Raw genomic sequence first — 15,605 nt, forward strand, 5'->3', positions numbered from 1 at the left:
GACGTGCCGTTTCGATACTGGCAAGACCCTTCGCTTGTCGGCAACGATGGGAAAGAAACGGGCGAGGGCATGGACGATCTGGCGGACTTCGACGAGACGGACCTGAAGATTGTGGAGCAGTTGCGGCGCAATGGCCGCGCCACGCACCAGCAGATCGCCAAGGCAATCGACATCGCGCCCACCACGGTTTCCGCCCGTATGCGGCGCATGGAGGAATCCGGCACGCTGCGCGTGGTGGCCGTGTCGGACTTCGCGGTCCACGGCTATCACGTGCTGATCTACATCGGGATCGAGGTCAGCGGCCGCGCCCCGGGCGACGTGGCAGAGGAACTGGCCCAGTTCGAGGAAGTCTTCGCCGCTTATCTGGTGACGGGCCGCTACGAAGTGAGCGTGCTGCTGGCCCTGCCCAATATCGAGGATCTTTCACAGTTCGTGACCAAGAAGTTCTCGAAAGTCGCGGGCATCCGCTCGATCACGCAATCGATCGGGCTGGATATCATCAAGTTCGGCCTGGATTCGGTGGAGGACGCGGAATGAGCTGGCCCGATCTCGACGATCTCGATCATCGCATCATCGCGATCCTTTCGAAGGATGCGCGCGTTTCCAACCGCAGCATCGCTGGCGATCTGGGCGTCAACGAAGGCACGATCCGCCTGCGGCTGAAGCGGCTGCAGCAGGAAGGCCTGATCGCCTTCACCGCGCTCATCAGCCCCCGGCTGGATCGCAGCACCAAGACCGCTTTCGTCTCCATTCAGGCGGACATGGCGCGGTTCAAGCAGGTCGCCCGCGAGTTGCGCCAGATCCCGACGATCCATTCGATCATGACGATGCTTGGCCCGTTCAACATCATGACCACCTGCTTCTATCGCGAGATCGAGGACCTGCACGAGGTGACCGTCCGCCAGATCCTGGCGGTGGAGGGCGTCCAGCATGTCGAAACCTCCATCGCGGTGAAGACGGTGAAGTTCACCAATGGCGTGGTGGGCGTGAGCGCGGTGACCAACGGCTAATCGTTGCCTTGATCAATGCGGAATATTTGCACGGATAAAATCCGCATTTTGCAGCTTGAAAAGGCGATATGCGTAATATAGCGTGATTCGTGTCACGCAATTTGCCGCATGGCCAATTGCTCAATGGGAAGGATGCAGGCGCTGCACTGGCGGCGGTTGCGCAAGGCGCGGCATGATCGGGCCTGCGCCGAACCGCGTGCGTGCAGGCGACCGGGATCGTGAAAGCGAGCAGACATGGAATTCGCGTTTACCGACGAGCAGCAGATGATCGCGGAGACGGCACGCGCCTTCTTCGCGGAAAACGCCACCAGCGCGCGCACCCGCGCGGCGATGGAAGGCGACGGGATCGATACCGCGCTGTGGCGGGATTTCTGCGAGGAACTGGGCTTTTCCGGCATCTCCATTCCCGAGGCCGCGGGCGGCGCTGGGCTGGGCCTTGTCGAACTGGCAATCATTGCCGAAGCGGCTGGCGCGCACGTGGCGGCGCTGCCCATGCTGGGAAGCCTGATGCTCTGCGCACCGGCGATCGCCGCTGGCGGCAATGAAACCCAGCGTGAGGAATGGTTGCCGGGCTTGCTATCCGGCGCGACGATCGCCGCCTTTGTCGAGGATCCCTCGCTGATCGTACAGAACGGGCGGCTGACGGGCGGATCGCGCTACGTCGCCCACGGCGCGCTGGCGGGCCTTTTCGTCGTGACCGATGGCAGCGGCGCATGGCTGGTGCGGCGCGACGCGGTGGGCGTCTCGGTCACCGCGCAGACCACGATGGACCAGACCCGGCCGCTGGCCGAAGTGCGCTTCGACGGCGCCGTCGCAGAGGCCTTGGCCGACCCGGCCGAGGGACTTGCCGCGGCCAACCGCACGGCGCTGGTCGGCCTTGCCGCGGAAGCGCTGGGCGGCGCGCAGGCCAGCCTTGACCGCACGGTGGAATACGCGAAGGAGCGCGTGCAGTTCGGTCGGCCGATCGGCTCTTTCCAGGCCTACAAGCACCGCCTGGCGGACATGATGGTGGAGATCGAGCAGGCCCGTTCGGCCGTCTATTGGGCGGCCTGCGCGGTGGACGAAGGCAGCGCGGAGGCGCCGCTGGCCCTCCATGCCGCCAAGTCCTTCGCAGCGGACACCGGCTTTCGCTGCGCGGCGGACATGATCCAGCTTCACGGCGGCATCGGCTTCACCTGGGAGCATGACGCGCATCTGTTCTTCAAGCGGGCACGCTCGATCCAGACGCTGCTGGGCAAGGGCGATTGGCACCGCGAACAGGTTGCCGCGATGATTTTGGGAGAAGCGGCATGAAGCTGGGATTTTCGCAGGCGGACGAGCATTTCCGCCAGGAATGCGCCGATTGGCTCAATGGCCAGATGGCGGGCGAATTCCGCGACATCAAGGGCATCACCAAGCTGACCGGCAGCCCGGAACGCCGCAAGGAATGGGAAAAGCAATTGGCCGCGCACAAGTGGTCGTGCATCGGCTGGCCTGAGCAATGGGGCGGGCGCAATGCCACGCTGGCCCAGCAGGTGATCTTTGCCGAGGAATACGCCCGCGCCGGCGTCCCGGGCCGCGTCAACCACATCGGCATCGAATTGGCCGGGCCCACGATCCTGACCTTCGGCACGGAAGAGCAGAAGCAACGCTTCCTACCCGGCATCGCGGCGGGCGAGACGATCTTCTGCCAGGGCTTTTCGGAGCCCAATGCCGGCTCCGACCTTGCCGGCGTGCGCACCAAGGGGCGGCTGGAAGGTGAGGATTGGGTGGTCAACGGCCAGAAGATCTGGACCAGCCTTGCCCATATCTCCGACTGGATCTTCGTGGTCACGCGTACCGAGGAAGGCAGCCAGGGCCCGCGCGGCCTGACCTTCCTGATGATGCCGATCGACCAGCCCGGCATCGACATTCGCGGCATCCGCCAGATCAACGGCGATGCCGAATTCAACGAGACTTTCTTCACCGACGCCCGCTGCCCGGCGGACAGCTACATCGGCACTGTGGGCGAAGGCTGGAAGATCGCGATGGGCCTGCTCGCCTTCGAGCGCGGGGTGTCCACGCTGGGCCAGCAGATGGGCTTCCGCAACGAGTTGGACGAGATCATCGCTGCCGCCAAGGTCAATGGCGCCGCGCGCGATCCGCTGATCCGCCAGCGGCTCGCGAAAGCGGAGATCGGGTTGCGGTTGATGCGTTATGGTGCGCTGCGGATGCTTTCCAACACCGATCATTCGCGCATGGACGGTGCCGCGCTGACCTACAAGATCCAGTGGGCGACATGGCGCCGCAGTCTGGGCGAACTGGCGATGGATGTGCTGGGGCAGGCGGGCGAAGTCAGCGCGTACGAGGATTACGAGTGGGACACGCTGCCCAACCTGTTCCTGTTCAGCCGTGCGGACACGATCTACGGCGGCACGAACCAGATCCAGCGCAACCTGATTGCCGAGCGCGGGCTTGGCCTGCCCCGCGAACCGCGCGGGATGGCCTAGGGCGGCGATGGCGGACGAGCAGGACCCTTTCGAGCGGTTGAAGACCATGCCCCCGCGCGGGCATCACGCGCTTCTGGGCATCTTCCATGTCGATAACGGGGCGGACTGGGCGGAGCTGGCTTGCCCCTTCTCGGCAGGGTTCCTGATGGACGCCGGGGTGGGACTGGTTTCCTCCGGCCCGGTGATCTCGCTGATCGACGCGGCGGCGGGGGCAGCGATCATCGCGCGCACGCGGCGGTGGGAACCGATGGCGACGCTGGACCTTCGGGTGGATTATCTGCGCGCCGCGCGCCCCGAGTGCACGCTCTATGCCCGCGCCACCTGCCACCGGGTGACGCGGCGCGTGGCCTTCACCCGTTGCGATGTCCACGATGGCGATCCCGCCAACCCGGTGGCCTTCGCCGCCGCCAGCTTCTTCTTCACGAGCGCGTCATGATCGAACGGGCCCCCTACGCGCAGATGCTGGGCGTGCGCGAATGGATCGACGAGGCGGGCAACGCCGGCCTCGTCATGCCGGCCTCTCCCGGGCTGGAGGGGCGCGAGGGCTTCCTCTACGGCGGGGTGATCGGCAGCCTGCTGGAACTGGCCTGCCTTGCCGCACTGTCGGGCGAGGAAGGGGTGGTCGCCGGACGGCCCCGGCCGATCAACATGACCATCGATTTCCTGCGCGGCGGACTGATGGTGGAAAGCTATGCCCAGGCACGCATCGTGCGCCTGGGCAAGCGGGTGGTGAACGTGGACGCTACCTGCTGGCAGAGCGATCGCGAAAGCCCGATCGCCACTGGCCGGATGCATATCCTGCGGTCTGTTTGAAATCCGGCATAGGGCGGAGTGGGCCGGTACCGTTCCTCCCTCCCCCTAGAACTTGACCGAAAGGTCGACGCCGTAGGTCACCGGATCGTCGTAGAGCGCGGTGGCGGTGATGCCGGTGCTGGAGATGATGTTGATCTGTTGCTTGTTGGTGAGGTTGCGGCCCCAGAGCGAGACGGTTGCCGCCGTCGGTCCCACGGGCACGTCCATCAGCGAAAGCCGCGCGTTCAGCGTCAGCAGGGCCTTCTGCGTGTTCGCCGCGTTCATGTAGTCGTTGTCATAGGGCAGGCCCGCCGCCGCGAAGCCGGCGCTGCTGAACACGGTGGTGCCGACCACGATCTTCGAACGCAGCGCGCCGTCCACGCGCAGGGCCAGGCGCATGCCATCATCCAGCGGCTGCACGTATTCGGCTGAGAAGTTGGACATGAAGGTGGGGCGCATCGTTTCCGGATAGTCGGAAACCTGGGTGACGCCGGCGTTGGCCAGCACTTCGGGCGAGATGTCGAGATACTTGAAATCGGTGACGCTGCCGCTGGCGCTCAGCGTCAGGTTCTCGATCGGGATGGCGGTCACCTCGAACTCCGCGCCATAGGCGCGCGCCTTGCCGAAGTTGGCGGTGTATTGGGACGATACGATCGGCTCGCAGATGCCGCTGGGGGAGGTTACGCAGCCGGTCGATGCGAAGATCGGCGTCTGCAGGTTTGCATAGCGCACATGGAACAGAGCAAGGTTGGTGCGCAGCCGGTGCCCCAGCCAGTCCGCCTTCAACCCGCCTTCCCACGAATAGGCGCGCTCCTCCTTGTAGGGGATCGCCGGCCCCTGGAATACCTTGCCGGTCACGCTGTCCACCGCCAGCGGGCCTGCCGCGGTGCCACCGGCGATGAAGCTGGTGACGGTCAAAAAAAGCTGCACTCTAGCGCTCGCCAGACTGCGACGGGGTAAGGCAAGTCATTGTTTAAATTGCGTTATGATGATCGTATTGTGCGATCAGACATTACCCACTTTGCCACAGATTGTGTCCGCTCCGCTCCTATTTGGCTCCTGGATTTCGCATTGGAATTTTGAATTATGCCGAAGATGAAGCTGACGAAACGGGTTGTCGAAATTGCTCAGCCGGGGCTGTCCGATTACGAACTGCGCGATACCGAAGTGCCGGGCTTCCTGTGCAAGGTAACACCTTCCGGCCGGAAGGTGTTCATGGTTCAGTATCGCAACGTGTCAGGGCGTCGTCGTAAGCCCGCCATAGGCCAATTCGGGCAACTTACGGTCGATCAGGCCAGGGCTGTTGCGCAACGATGGATCAGTGAGGCAGCAGGTGGCCTTGATCCTTCTATTGAACGCCAAAAGAGGCGTGGTTCCCCTACTGTCCTGCAGTTCTCTGAAATGTTCTTCAGCCGGCATGTGGAGGTTAACAATAAGATATCGACTCAAAAGGGAAGGCTCTACCGATTTAAGCGAGCCATCTTGCCTACCTTCGGCCATTGCAAAATTGATGAGTTTTCTCGGCAGGACATTGTCCTTTTTATGGATGCATGGCGCAGCAAGCCAGCGCTCGCAAACTCAATGCTCAATGACATGCAATCAATGTTTACGTGCGCTGAGCAATGGGGCTTTTGCGAGGAAGGTAGTAATCCATGCAAAGGGGTCAAGCGGAATCGCCAGAGCAAGACTACACGGCTGCTTACAGCCAAGGAGATGAAACGGGTAATCGAGCATCTCGACAAGTCTGAATTGGAGAACTTGCTATACCCGGATTGCGTCATGGCGATCAGGCTGCAGCTTGCGTTCGCAGCCCGAGCATCGGAGATTATTGCGCTCGAGTGGGACTGGATCAATTTCGAATCAAAATGTGTGGTTTGGCCGGATAGTAAAACTGGGTCCATGTGGAAGCCATTTTCATCTGATGTCGCGGGACTACTATTAAGTATTCCTCGCAAAGAAGGTTCTAAATACGTATTTCCTGGAAGAAGGTGTGTTAATAAACACCTGAATTTTGCGACCTATCATCGCGTTTGGAAGCGGATATTAAGCGAATGTGAAGTTCCGGGCGTAGGAACGCACGGACTTCGCCATCGGGCGGCGACTGACATTGCCAACTCCGGTGTGCCCTTGAAAGTTGGCATGGCATTAACAGGTCATCGACGGCTGACGACATTCATGCGCTACGTCCACGTTGAAGATGATCAAGTTCGCCGGGCTGTAAATGTCATGGCTGAGCAGCGGTTAAACGCATATCATGGTGAGGAATGAGCACGCATTGTCTAGGCGTCGACCGTTCTCTATGAGGGGCGGGCAACGCGTGTTCCGTTAGGTATGTGGGACGGACGCAAAGCGTCCGTCCCTCTGAATGTGAGTAGCGAAGTCAGTTGCTGCTGGCGGCCGGGTTGTCGAGCTTGGCCATCGCCGCTTCCAGCGCCTTGTGCATGCTCAGCGTATCGGCTGCCTGGCGCGGCGGATAGGCTTGCAGGCTCTTGAGGTGGGCCGCCAGGTACGGCGTCGCCGCGGTGGGCGCCCACAGCTTGGAGGCGAAGAACTTGCGGCCGATGTAGCCCCATTCGTGGCTTTCGGGGTCCATCTTCTCCATCGGGTCCATGCGCAAGTTGAAGATGTAGGGCACCGAGGGATAGCTCTTGGCATTCCACCACGAGCCTTCCTTCTTGACGCCGATGTGCATCTTCCAGTTGCCCACGCGCACCGCGGTCAGTTCGGTTTCGTCATAGTAGTAGTAGGTCATGCGGGCCGATTTTTCGGTCTTGCCGGTCCACGTGTCGAGCTGGTTGAACCCGTCCAGGTGCACCTTGTAGGTCAGTTCTCCGGTCAGCTTGGTGCCTTCCAGCAGCTTTTCCTTGATGTCCGGCATGCCGGCCGCAGCGGCCAGGGTGACGTAGACGTCCTCATGGTTCTGCAGCGCGTTGCTCTTGCTGCCGGCCGGGATATGGCCGGGCCAGCGCGCCAGCATCGGCACGCGCACGCCGCCTTCCCAGGTGGTGCCCTTTTCGCCGCGGAACGGGGCATAGCCACCGTCCGGCCAGAGCATCATCTCGTTGCCGTTGTCGGTGGAGTAGATGACGATGGTGTCGTCGGCCAGGTTGTTGTCGTCCAGCCACTTCAGCAGCACGCCGATCTGCTCGTCATGCTCGATCATCTTGGCGCGGACCACGTCTTCCTCGGCGCGGCCTTCGTCCACGGCCATCTGCTTGTACTTCTGCTGGGGGTGCGAGAAGATGTGGATGGCGGTGGTGTTGAACCAGCAGAAGAACGGGCCTTCCTTGTTGCGGTCCAGCCAGTCGATCGTCTTTTCCAGCACTTCGCCGTCGAAGGTTTCCATGCGTTTGCGGGTCAGCGGGCCGGTGTTCTCGATCTTCTGCTTGCCGCGTACGCCGAAGATGCCGTCATCGGTATCGTCATGCGTGTCGGTGGCCCAGGCGTGAAGCACGCCGCGCGGGCCGTACTTCTTCTTGTATTCGGGATCCTTCTGGCCCGGATAGTCCAGCTCCTCCGGCTCTTCCTCGGCGTTGAGGTGGTAGAGGTTGCCGAACCACTCGTCGAAGCCATGGACGGTGGGCAGGAAGTCGTTGCGGTCGCCCAGGTGGTTCTTGCCGAACTGGCCGGTCTTGTAGCCCGCCACCTTCAGCACTTCGGCGATCGTCGGATCTTCCTTCTGGATACCGCGCGGCGATCCCGGAATGCCGATCGTAGTCATGCCGGTGCGAACCGGAAGCTGGCCCATGACGAAGGCGGCGCGCCCGGCGGTGCAGCTGGGCTGGCCATAGTGATCGGTGAAGATCATGCCTTCCTTGGCGATGCGGTCGATGTTCGGGGTGTCCCCCATCATGCCGTGGGTATAGGCGCCGACATTCCACATGCCGATGTCGTCACCCCAGATGACAAGGATATTGGGCTTTCCGTTGGGCATCGTTGAATCCTCGCTCCAAACAGGTAGGGCTGTGAGCGGTCACGCTATCGAAGCACCAGAGGGATTCCATCGGGGATATCACCGAGTAATCGGCGGGAAGGTCCGGGCTAAGCGGGCCGTTCTCACGCCTGCCAGCAAACAGCGTGTGCCGGGCCGCGAGCCGCCCCGGAGTCGAGGCAATGAGCTGAGGATGAAGCCGTCATTTACGGACGCGGCGATGCGCAACAGGTCTTTGCAGGACCAGTCTGAGAAGTTGTCAGCGGCGCCGAGAGCCAAGCGTGACCAGTCGGTGGCGCTTCATCGGCGATGGTGTGCGTAAAGCCAGCCCCAGCCAAGCCCCAGCAACGCTGCGGTTGTCGAACCCACAAGGACACCAAGCTTGGCTGAGGCCAAAAGATTCGCATCAGAGAAGGCCAGCATGGCGATGAATATCGACATCGTAAAACCGATGCCGGCAAGCAGTCCGACGAGAACTACGCCGCCCCAATTCACGCCCTGAGGCAGACGGCACAGGCCTGATTTAACGGCAAGCAGACTGGCCGAGACAACGCCGATGGTTTTGCCGAATACAAGAGCGAGGGCTATGCCCGCCATCACCCAGAACGGGATGGGATCCGCAAGATCGACGCCCTTCATGCTCACGCCTGCATTCGCGAAGGCGAACAAAGGCATTATGCCGAAGGCAACCCATGGATGCAGCGCCGCCTGGACGCGCACCACCGGGGGAAGCACGTCCCTTTGAGCTCGGCGCATCTGGTTGAGAGGAGCCGCAACATGGTCGATCGAGCCGGCCTCTGGATCGTTGACCAGTCGGTTGGCTATCCGCGACACGGTCTGGAGCGGATCCTCGCGCATTGGTCGCGGGACAACGGGCGTCAGAAGGCCGAGCACTACGCCTGCAAGCGTCGGGTGCGCACCGGTCATCAACAGCCCGCTCCAGATCACGGCTCCGGGAAGGACATAGGCGTAGGCCGAACCGATCCCCATGCGCTGAAAGGCCAGGACCAGAACGACGCCGATCGCGGCAACGGCAAAGCCGCCGTACTCGAGCCCGCCGGAATAGAAGATGGCGATGATCAGAACCGCGATGATGTCGTCGATGATCGCAAGCGCGAGCAGGAACACCCGAATATTGCCAGGAATGGATTTGCCGAGCAGCGCGAGCACGCCTACCGCAAATGCAATGTCGGTGGCGGTGGGAACCGCCCAGCCATTGGCCTGTGGACCGCCGCGATTGATCGCGGCGAAGATCAGGGCCGGGGCGACTACCCCTCCAATTGCGGCAATGACCGGCAATGCGGCCTGCCGCAGATCGCTCAGGGCGCCTTCGTGAACCTCGCGGCGGATTTCCATGCCCACCACCAGGAAGAACACCGTCATGAACGCGTCGTTGACCCAGAAATGCAGGGGGCGGGCGAAAACAAGATCCCCAAGGCCGAACGAAAGCGTTTCGTGCCAGAAATGATCGAAGCTTTCAGCCAACGGTGAGTTGGCCACCGTCAGCGCCGCAGCGGCCGCAACGAGCAGGACGATGCCGCCCACGGCCTCGACGTGGAGAAAACGATCGAGCGTTGCGAGGGCTCGTTCGGTCAGCAGGTGAGCACGTGGCAGCGGGCGCGGCGGATTTACGCGTGACATGGGCATGGCTACTCCGCGCGGCGGCCCGACCTGCGCATCAACCTGCTGCATCGCCTCCTGCGATGTGCACCCGCGAACGCTGTAACAGACTGAGCCTGCCCGTCAAACCGTGGCCCGCGCGTTAATGCTCGCGATCGCACCGAGAGGCATAGCGATAACCGCGTGGCGGCGCTCTCGACCCTTGGCAGACGTTCTTCATTTGCGACGGGCGCGATGGAAACGCCGGATCAAGCGTAAAGCAATGAGAGCGTCAAGGCTGCGCACGCTACCACGATCACGACCAACGGAGCGCCCATGCGGGCATAGTCGCTGAACCGGTAGCCACCCGGCCCCATGACAAGAAGGTTATTCTGGTGACCGATCGGCGTCAGAAAATCGGAAGAGGCGCCAATCAGCACCGCCAGCAATGCGGCATCCGGGCTGACGTGCAGCAGGTTGGCCGCATCTATCGCAAGCGGCCCCATGATGATCGCGGTCGCCACGTTGTTGAGGAAAATCGAAAGGAACAAAGTCATCGCGCACAGCACCGCAAGCACTGCGATCAGTGGCATTCCGCCAAGCAATTGTCCGAGCCACTGCGCGGCAATGGCAGCGGCGCCGCTATGCTCGAAACTCTGCCCGACCGGGATCATCGCGGCAAGCAGGACGATGACGCTCCAGTCTATTGACCGGTAAATTTCTTCGCCAGGCAAAAGGCGCAGCGCCGCTATGAGAACTGCCGCTGCCGTAAAGGCAAGGGCGGGAGAAAGCCCAAAACCGACGATAGCACCGATTGCGGCGGCGAAAATGGCGAGGATCTTCGACGCCTGCGCCCGTGCGGTCGGCACCGGATCGTGCCGGTCGATTTCCAGCAGACGCGCACCTGCGCAGAACGCGCCAAGCACGCGTTGCGAGCCCCGGATATAAAGCTGGTCGCCGGGACCGATACGCATATCGACAAGTTGGATCCACTCTTTGGCGACCCTTGGTCCGACCGCCACAACCTGCAATTGCTGGAGGCTCTTGGTGCGCACTTCGTCATAGCCCATGCCGATCAGTGGCGATCCGTATGCGACCACAACCCTGGCAGTGACGGCATCGGGGTCGCGGTCAATCGTCACGTCCGAGGCAAGCCCCGATTTGGCAGCGATGGACCATTGGTTCTCCCGAGACAGCACCAGCAGACGGTCCTGAGGCAGAAGATGCTCGATGCCCTCCATTCGCTCAAGAACGCGAAAGGTCGCAAGGATTCGCGCGCCTGAACGACGAAGCTGCTTGCGCAATTCGGCGAGATCAAAAACCTCCTCGCGGATTTCGAGCTCATAGACACGCCAGGGAGGCTTTCCGTCCGACACCTCGCCGCCCCGGCTCGGCAAAAGCCGCCAACCAAGGAGCGTGAGATATGCCAGGCCGACAAGCGCAACGGCAGTGCCGGCTGGCGTCATCGTGAAGAAGCCGAAAGGCGCGCCGAGCCGCGTCTCGCGAACCGAGGACAGAATGAGGTTGGCAGGTGTTCCGATCAGCGTCGTCATTCCGCCCAGGATCGTCGAGAATGCCAGCGGCATGAGCGTGGCGGCCGGCGATCGCCTGGCAGAACGGGCTATTTCCGTCGCGATCGGCATCGTAATGACAAGCGCGGCGATATTGTTCATGAATGCGGAAAGCAGCGCGCCGACAAGAAGCAGGCTGGCGAGCCGTATCGCAAATGGCGCCCCGGGAGGAATAATCCGGCCGGCCACGACCGAGGCCGCCCCACTCAATTCGATGGCCCGCCCAACGACGAGTACGGCTGCGACCGCAATTACCGCCGGATCGGCAAAGCCGGCAAAAGCTTCTGCCGGCGACACGAGACCGGCGATAAGGCAGGCGATAAGCGCAAAAAACGCGACGAGATCGTGCCGCACACGCTCCGAAACGAACAGGACGAGCGCACCGAGTAGAATTAGCGCGCTTGCGAGAGCCGGATTCACGGCAGTTCCTCAGCCGCCTCAGCTGTTCGCAGCGTAAACCGACTGCCGGCAGCCGGCGCCGGTACAGGGGTGATGCCGTTGTCGCGTAGAAGTGCGGCAATCGAGAGGGCCCGGCGCTGGGAGAGAGAGGGTGCTTCGGGAAAAGTCTTCGGGAGCCCTGGGACGCCAAGCGATCGAACATTCCAGCGCTGCGCTGCCCATGCTGAGGTGAGAACCGCAGCATGGGAAACCACATCGAGCTGATCGTCATTTCCGGTGAAGGAGATTGGCGGGTAGGCCATCTGGGGCGGGGTCAGTCCCACATCCCATCCGTCCGCCTGCTGGGCCACACGCTGTTCGAGAATGTGATAGGTCGCCAGCGTCGCTCCCGGCAGTGGAACGGCCGTGGCCATGGCGCGATGGTGATCGCGATCGATGGTCACGCTGTCGGGGCCGATGCCGGCCGAGAGAGCAAGTAGCTGAGAGAGCGCTGCAATACGCTGCGTTTCGATCGAGGCCGCTTCCCCGGCCTGGCGCAATTCCTCGCGCTGAGCCTCGATCGCGCCTGCTCCCGGTTCGAGGATGACCTGATCGAGCCGCAGCTTGAGCGGGCGACCAAGTCTTTGCGCCAGATCGTTCTGCAACCCGGCGCTCCTCTGCATGCTTTCGCGGGGGGCAATGACCACGGCGCGCACGACCAGGGGTTTGCTATCGAAATCTACATCGAGCTGGGTAATGCGGGCGTCTGCACCGAAGCGTTGGGTCAGGAATGTCCTCGTTTGATTCAGCGTAACGGTTTCTCCAGCGATCTGCCGCAGCGAGATCCCGAGGGGGATTGCCATACCGACGAAAACGAAGAGCAGGACGAAAGTCTGCGCCCAGCTTTGCTGGCTGCTTAGATAGTGCCCAAATCCATAGAAGCGCGCCATGACCGTCGCTGACAGCGCGATCGTGACGAAGTTGGTCACGAATAGAGCGAAGGCGCCGCCCAGGACTGGCATGTTCCAGGTGGCCAGCCCATAGCCCACAACCGCAAGCGGCGGCATCAGGGCGGTCGCAATGGCCACGCCGACGATCGTGTCTCCACGGCCGCGGATAATGGCGAAGGTCCCCGCCAGCGCCGCGAACAGCGCCACGGCGAGGTCAAACAGGTTGGGGCGCGTGCGTGCGATGATTTCGGCCGTCGGCGCTTGCAATGGCGAGAGCGCGACAATCAGCGCGGTGAAAACGACAGCGGCCACGGCACCGATCGCAAGCGCGGTAAGCGAGCGGCGCATTTCCGAAAAATCGAACAGGGCAAGGCTGAAGCCGAGCCCGAGAATGGGGCTCATCAATGGTGAGATCAGCATCGCCCCGATGACCACCGCCGGCGATGACAGGAGCAGGCCCAGTACCGCTATGCCCGCCGACATCATCACCATGAAGGCGTATCGCGGCGACCAACCGCTGTCCTCCTGTATGCGATCGAGAACCGCTTTGTGATCGACACGGCCGACAACGGAGCGGCGCCACCAGCGATAGAGCGCCAGGTGCTGGACGCGCGCTGGCGCGCTCTCTTCCGACGCTTCAGGCTGGCGCGCTTGCTCCAAATTCTCTCTCCGTATCACTCTGTTCGGCCTGGTTGCGATCTCTCCTGACATTATGCTGTTTCTGCGTGAAAATCGTCTGCTTTCGATTCGCTTCCACTAAGGCCCACCTTAACTGCGCTCGCATGGGCCGAGCGCAGCCACGACCATGCGATAGTCCGCGTAGGCCTGTTCCTTGGCCGCGAATGTACGCGAGGTGTAGGCACTTTGGGGCGGCGATGCCGGCAGGAAGCAGGCGAGATTGTACCAGTCGAGCGTATCCGGAGCTGGTGGATGCAGATCGCCGCCCGTCAATTCGGAGAACGAGACGCCCCAGCTCTCAGGCCCGCCCGGGACATGGCGCACGGCGATGGTCGCCGGTCCTTTCTTGGTATCGAGGAATATTTGCGTGCGTCCTTGTCCGGCGAGATTTCCAGGCACAAAGCTGAGTTCCCTTACCCGCGTTACCGGCGCCGACGATCGAGGTGATACCAGGGCGCGAAGTACGGAACGCAGTCGGTTTTCCCTATCGGGGGACCAGAACTGCTGCGCGGTGGGTTCAACCAGTCTGATCTCCTGGGGATGGCCAGGAACGGGAGCTGCGAAAAGGAAAACCTGCTTTCCCTCGATATCCATTGCGCCCGACGCCGGACCTGCCGGCAAATCCACGAGGTAGCGTAGCGAACCGCCGATGCCGTTCTGGCCGTACAGCAGCGTGCGAGTGCTGGCTTCCGCGTAGTAGCGCCGGTGCGTCGCCGAAAGCGAGCCTCGGGCAGAGGCGGCCACCGGCTCCAGATGCGTCACCCGGGCCAATACGACCATTGCGGACTTCTTCGAGAGTTCGACCGTGTCCACGAAGGTTGCCTGATCGGCCGATCGGGATCTGACCTGCGCCATTGTGCCGGCGGGCGCGAACGAGGTGACGATGGCCGCAAGGGCAATCAGGCGGTTTGAACGACGGGCAAGCATGGTTTTGGATTTCCGCTGGGTGGGCATAAGTGGGCATAAGACGGGGCACATGTTCAGCGCTCGGAGCTGCAGGCGGTTCCCCTCGCGACAAAGGCAAAATCCGATCCTGTCGGTCGCTGGAACACCCTGAGCCCGAATTCGGGCATGATCGCGATCAGGTGATCGAAGATGTCGGCCTGGATATCTTCGTATTGAGTCCAGGCGGTGGTTGCGGTGAAAGCATAGATTTCAAGCGGCAGACCATACTCGCCGGGTGCGAGCTGCCGCACCAGCAAGGTCTTGTCGTCGGCAATGTCGGGCCGGGCCTTCAAATAGGCAAGGACATAGGCCCGATAGGTGCCGATGTTGGTGAGGCGGCGCGCGTCCAGAATTTCCGTAGGAGCGTGTACCTTGTTCCATTGGCGTACCTGCTCCTGACGATCGCGCAGATAGCCGTCGAGCACACCGAAACGCGCGAGCTTGGCAAGGCCGGCTTCATCGAGGAAGCCGATCGAGTTCTGGTCGATCATCAGGGGACGCATGATGCGCCGCCCACCCGATTCCGACATGCCCCGCCAGTTCCGGAAACTCTCGGTGATCAGGCGATGCGTGGGGATTGTCGTGATGGTCTTATCGAAGTTCTGGACCTTCACCGTATGGAGCGCGATGTCGATCACGTCGCCATTCGCATCGAGTTTGGGCATCTCGATCCAGTCGCCCACGCGCACCATGTCGTTGGAGCCGATCTGGACCGATGCGACCAGCGAGAGGATGGTGTCCTTGAATACCAGCAGGAGCACGGCTGCCATCGCGCCTAGCCCAGAGAGCAGCAGCAGCGGCGACTGGTTCATCAGCGCCGCCAGCACCAGGATCGCGGCAGCGGCATAGACCAGCAGGTTGGCGACCTGGACATAGCCCTTGATCGGCCGATTTCCCGCATCCGGCCGCCTCTGGTACAATTCGTTGCCGAGCGTGAGCGTCGCGGTCAGGGCAAGCGCCAGGGTCAGGATGATGAACGCAGCGCACAGGCTGTGCACGAAGCCGACCAGTTCGGCCGGCAGGCCGGGAACCGCAGCGATCCCGGTCTGGACGATCAGCGCAGGCAGAATGTTGGATAGGCGCGCTGCGATCGCGCCCACATGCCGCACTTCCGCCTCGAAAGGACTGCGCCCCAAAAGGCGCAGCACGCCCCGGAGCACGATGCGCTTGGCCACCCAGTTCGCAAGGCAGGCACCTGCCCCCAGGAAGATCAGGGCAAGGCATGTCTGCATCCAGGGTTCGCCGGCCCAGGGCATGTCGATGCCGAGAAATGAAAACGTCGA

General features: G+C 62.3%; 14 protein-coding genes. 7 read left to right on the forward strand and 7 right to left on the reverse strand.

Features of this window, described 5'->3' with window-relative positions:
- Positions 1-69: 69 nt before the first annotated feature.
- The 6 genes from WBP06_RS20145 to WBP06_RS20170 all read left to right on the forward strand — a co-directional run bounded on the left by WBP06_RS20145 (position 70) and on the right by WBP06_RS20170 (position 4,291).
- Positions 70-537: an Lrp/AsnC family transcriptional regulator gene (locus WBP06_RS20145; protein ID WP_395336596.1), complete on the forward strand. Its 468-nt coding sequence runs from the start codon at positions 70-72 to the stop codon at positions 535-537.
- The gene (locus WBP06_RS20150) at positions 534-1,010 is read left to right on the forward strand and encodes an Lrp/AsnC family transcriptional regulator (RefSeq protein WP_395336598.1); all 477 of its coding nucleotides are present in this window, start codon (positions 534-536) and stop codon (positions 1,008-1,010) included. The genes WBP06_RS20145 and WBP06_RS20150 overlap by 4 nt, the downstream gene beginning before the upstream one ends.
- Before the next feature lie 234 nt (positions 1,011-1,244).
- Positions 1,245-2,303: an acyl-CoA dehydrogenase family protein gene (locus tag WBP06_RS20155; protein WP_395336601.1), complete on the forward strand. Its 1,059-nt coding sequence runs from the start codon at positions 1,245-1,247 to the stop codon at positions 2,301-2,303.
- The gene (locus WBP06_RS20160; protein ID WP_395336603.1) at positions 2,300-3,478 is read left to right on the forward strand and encodes an acyl-CoA dehydrogenase family protein; all 1,179 of its coding nucleotides are present in this window, start codon (positions 2,300-2,302) and stop codon (positions 3,476-3,478) included. The genes WBP06_RS20155 and WBP06_RS20160 overlap by 4 nt, the downstream gene beginning before the upstream one ends.
- 7 nt (positions 3,479-3,485) lie before the next feature.
- Complete coding sequence (locus WBP06_RS20165; protein ID WP_395336605.1) at positions 3,486-3,914, forward strand: PaaI family thioesterase; 429 nt, start codon at positions 3,486-3,488, stop codon at positions 3,912-3,914.
- Positions 3,911-4,291, forward strand: a complete 381-nt coding sequence (locus WBP06_RS20170) for a PaaI family thioesterase (RefSeq protein WP_395336607.1) — start codon at positions 3,911-3,913, stop codon at positions 4,289-4,291. The genes WBP06_RS20165 and WBP06_RS20170 overlap by 4 nt, the downstream gene beginning before the upstream one ends.
- A 45-nt stretch (positions 4,292-4,336) precedes the next feature.
- Here the strand turns inward: WBP06_RS20170 and WBP06_RS20175 are convergent, their stop codons facing one another.
- Entirely contained in the window at positions 4,337-5,200 is an 864-nt protein-coding gene (locus WBP06_RS20175; RefSeq protein WP_395336609.1) for a TonB-dependent receptor domain-containing protein, read from the reverse strand.
- A 156-nt stretch (positions 5,201-5,356) separates the two neighbouring features.
- Between WBP06_RS20175 and WBP06_RS20180 the strand changes: the two genes are divergently transcribed.
- Positions 5,357-6,538: a tyrosine-type recombinase/integrase gene (locus tag WBP06_RS20180; protein ID WP_395336611.1), complete on the forward strand. Its 1,182-nt coding sequence runs from the start codon at positions 5,357-5,359 to the stop codon at positions 6,536-6,538.
- 112 nt (positions 6,539-6,650) lie between these two features.
- On the opposite strand, the gene WBP06_RS20185 is transcribed toward WBP06_RS20180, so the two are convergent.
- The 6 genes from WBP06_RS20185 to WBP06_RS20210 all read right to left on the reverse strand — a co-directional run bounded on the left by WBP06_RS20185 (position 6,651) and on the right by WBP06_RS20210 (position 15,578).
- Positions 6,651-8,204 carry an arylsulfatase gene (locus WBP06_RS20185; protein ID WP_395331494.1) on the reverse strand — a complete coding sequence of 518 codons (1,554 nt, stop codon included), beginning with the start codon at positions 8,202-8,204 and terminating at the stop codon, positions 6,651-6,653.
- A gap of 297 nt (positions 8,205-8,501) precedes the next feature.
- Positions 8,502-9,893, reverse strand: a complete 1,392-nt coding sequence (gene nhaA / locus WBP06_RS20190) for a Na+/H+ antiporter NhaA (RefSeq protein WP_395336613.1) — start codon at positions 9,891-9,893, stop codon at positions 8,502-8,504.
- A 176-nt stretch (positions 9,894-10,069) separates the two neighbouring features.
- On the reverse strand, positions 10,070-11,791 hold the full coding sequence (locus WBP06_RS20195) for an SLC13 family permease (protein ID WP_395336615.1): 1,722 nt from the start codon (positions 11,789-11,791) through the stop codon (positions 10,070-10,072).
- Positions 11,788-13,359 (reverse strand): DUF389 domain-containing protein, encoded by a 1,572-nt coding sequence (locus tag WBP06_RS20200; RefSeq protein ID WP_395336618.1) that lies wholly within the window; start codon positions 13,357-13,359, stop codon positions 11,788-11,790. Before WBP06_RS20200 ends, WBP06_RS20195 begins: the two co-directional genes overlap by 4 nt.
- Before the next feature lie 108 nt (positions 13,360-13,467).
- On the reverse strand, positions 13,468-14,331 hold the full coding sequence (locus WBP06_RS20205; RefSeq protein WP_395336620.1) for a hypothetical protein: 864 nt from the start codon (positions 14,329-14,331) through the stop codon (positions 13,468-13,470).
- A 26-nt stretch (positions 14,332-14,357) separates the two neighbouring features.
- Positions 14,358-15,578, reverse strand: coding sequence for a mechanosensitive ion channel family protein (locus WBP06_RS20210; protein WP_395337534.1), 1,221 nt, complete (start codon positions 15,576-15,578; stop codon positions 14,358-14,360).
- Positions 15,579-15,605 lie beyond the last annotated feature (27 nt).

Source organism: Novosphingobium mississippiense, assembly GCF_044029535.1.
Lineage (GTDB): Bacteria > Pseudomonadota > Alphaproteobacteria > Sphingomonadales > Sphingomonadaceae > Novosphingobium.